The 739-nt window shown below is 29.0% G+C and carries 1 protein-coding gene; it reads left to right on the top strand.

Features of this window, described 5'->3' with window-relative positions; all coding sequences use genetic code 11:
* Positions 1-739: TlpA family protein disulfide reductase (locus tag ABD792_RS16785; protein ID WP_345007527.1), on the top strand; the 739-nt coding region annotated here is incomplete at both ends.

Raw genomic sequence — 739 nt, 5'->3', positions numbered from 1 at the left:
ATTTCAATAGATGATTTTAAAGATGAGAGCCATTTAAGTATACCTTCTTTCAAATCTGCTTTATCAGTACTCATAAGAAATTACTTTGCGACTTCAGATCATCCAAGTTATTCAAAAGAAAAATTTTTAGCAGAAAAAGCTGTTATAGAACATAATTTTGATGAAAAAATCAAGGAGTACGCAATGGCTTCTCTCATTGGTGTTTATCATGGAAGAGGCTTTGGGCACAGTAAAAAAAGTGTTTCTTTTTTTAAAAATGTAATTCACGAATATGGTAAACAATATCCAGATTCCGAGTATACAAAGGAAATGGAAGATATTTTAGAAGATATAAATTCTTTAGAATTAAAGCTTCCAGAATCTGCATTAAATACCAAATTGCTCAGTAAATATGAGGACACTTTAGCATTAGGTGAAATTTTTAACCGTTCCAATAAAAGGATAAGAGTTATAAATTTTTGGACCACTTGGTGCCCTCCTTGTATTAGTGAAATACAAAAGGCACAAAACTTTAGAGATAAACTATCAGTTGAAAATAATGTAGAATGGATTTACCTATCAATAGATGAAGACAAAAAGAAATGGTTAGAAAAATCAAGAGAACTTCAAAGCTATCTTAATGTACGAAATCAATATTTAGTTATTAATGGTAAAAATTCACCACTAGGAAGATATCTAAAAGTCCATTCGATTCCAAGATATATAATTCTAAATAAACAAAACGAGATTGTTTTAAATA

The organism is Snuella lapsa (genome assembly GCF_039539345.1).
Classification (GTDB): Bacteria; Bacteroidota; Bacteroidia; order Flavobacteriales; family Flavobacteriaceae; genus Snuella; species Snuella lapsa.
Note: the sequence above shows the minus strand (reverse complement) of the source record. Positions and strands in the feature narration are given on the sequence as shown.